General features: G+C 38.8%; 2 protein-coding genes and 1 pseudogene. 1 reads left to right on the forward strand and 2 read right to left on the reverse strand.

Annotated elements, in window-relative coordinates; translation table 11 throughout:
* Both HP439_RS18940 and trpS read right to left on the reverse strand, forming a co-directional pair.
* Positions 1–486, reverse strand: a 486-nt coding sequence (locus HP439_RS18940; RefSeq protein ID WP_172391885.1) for a deoxynucleoside kinase, incomplete at its 3' end; no start/stop codon positions are given.
* Positions 487–496: 10 nt separating this feature from the next.
* On the reverse strand, positions 497–1,498 hold the full coding sequence (gene trpS / locus HP439_RS18945; protein WP_172391886.1) for a tryptophan--tRNA ligase: 1,002 nt from the start codon (positions 1,496–1,498) through the stop codon (positions 497–499).
* A 74-nt stretch (positions 1,499–1,572) separates the two neighbouring features.
* Between trpS and HP439_RS19500 the strand changes: the two are divergent.
* Positions 1,573–1,771 (forward strand): annotated as a pseudogene (locus HP439_RS19500) (hypothetical protein); the annotation flags it as partial.

Below are 1,771 nucleotides of genomic sequence, written 5' to 3' on the forward strand. Positions count from 1 at the left end.
TTTCTCGTATTTCTCATTTAATTTTGAGAGATAGTCTAAGCGGATCGCAGATTCGTAATCACGTCCTCTTTTTTGAATGTTATTAACAAGGGTTGGGACAGAAGCACGTAAATAAATTAACAAATCCGGCGGTTTGATATAGTGAACGATACTTTGAAAAATATTGCTGTAGTTTTCGAAGTCACGTGCACTCATCAGGCCCATATCATAAAGGTTTTCGGCAAAAATATACGCATCCTCATAAATTGTACGATCCTGGATCATATTGATGCCACTTTTTTGAAGTTCAACGATATGTCTAAAACGACTGTTCAAAAAAAATATCTGTAAGTTAAAAGCCCATCGCTTCATGTCACTGTAAAAATCTTCCAGATATGGGTTGTTCTCCACAGCTTCGAACTGTGGTTCAAAATTTAAGTGACGAGCTAATTTTTCAGTTAGTGTGGTTTTCCCAGCGCCGATATTTCCTACAATTGCTATATGCATGTTCAAAATATTAATATAATTTCTTTATACCTATAATTTCGCGCACTTCGGTGATGGTTTTTCGCGCACTTTCACTTGCCTTTTCAGCCCCAAGACGGATTACTTTTTTAATGTATTCTTCATCATTCGATATTTCCTCAATGCGGGATCTCACAGGATCAGTTGCTATAATCATGTCTTCCGCCAGCTGCTTTTTTAGGTCTCCGTATCGAATTTCACAATTATTATACAATTGATTAAAATGGGCCAGTGTGTCGGCTGAAGACACGACTTTCATTAAGTCGAACAGGTTTTGAATTGCTTCGGGCTTAGGTTGATTCACTTCTGTCGGGCCAGAATCGGATACCGCTCGCATCACTTTTTTACGGATAATTTCCGGGGAATCACTTAAATAGACACAGCTTGCCTCGCCATTGGATTTGCCCATTTTGCCATTTCCGTCTAATCCTGGGATCTTCACTAGTTTATCACTATAACTAAACGCGAAAGCTTCTTTGAAATAGTCGACATTATATAGTCTATTAAATCGGTTGCCGAATGTTCTGGTCATCTCTAAATGTTGCTCCTGGTCTTTGCCGACAGGTACCTTAGTGCCGTGATGGATAAGGATATCGCACGCCATCAATACCGGGTAAGTAAGGAGTCCACTATTAACATTATCAGGATTCGCACGTACTTTATCTTTAAATGCTGTGGCCCGTTCCAGCTCCCCAAGATACGCATTCATATTCATGTAAAGATATAGTTCCGCTACTTCGGGCACATCAGATTGCACATATATTGTTGATTGTTCAGGATCGATACCAGCGGCTAAATATTCGACGACAACTTCCCGAACGGTTCTGTTTAAATCGCTTGGGGTAGGGTGCGTGGTTAAAGAATGGAGATCTGCAATGAAAAAGAAGCAGTTGTATTCGTTTTGCATTTTCACGAAGTTGCTCAACGCCCCATAATAATTTCCTAAGTGTAATTTTCCGGTACTTCTGATACCGCTTACAACAGTTTCTTTCATGTTGCGAATTTAAGGATTAATTGGTAATTAACCACAGGTGGCTTATATTTGTTTTATAATTTAGTTCCTCGATAATGAAGTATCTATTGCTATTAACCCTGCTTTTCTCCATTTATTCTTCGGTGGCTATCGGTCAAATGGCAACATTTGAATTTGAGGATCTTGTGTGCTCCTACAAAGGGACCTATAATTCGAAAGTACACAGTAAACGGCAATTAGAAGATACATATAGGTTAGTCCAAGATAATTTTTATTTTTCCGATGAGGGGAATT

This window comes from Sphingobacterium shayense, assembly GCF_013179575.1.
GTDB classification, from domain to species: Bacteria; Bacteroidota; Bacteroidia; order Sphingobacteriales; family Sphingobacteriaceae; genus Sphingobacterium; species Sphingobacterium shayense.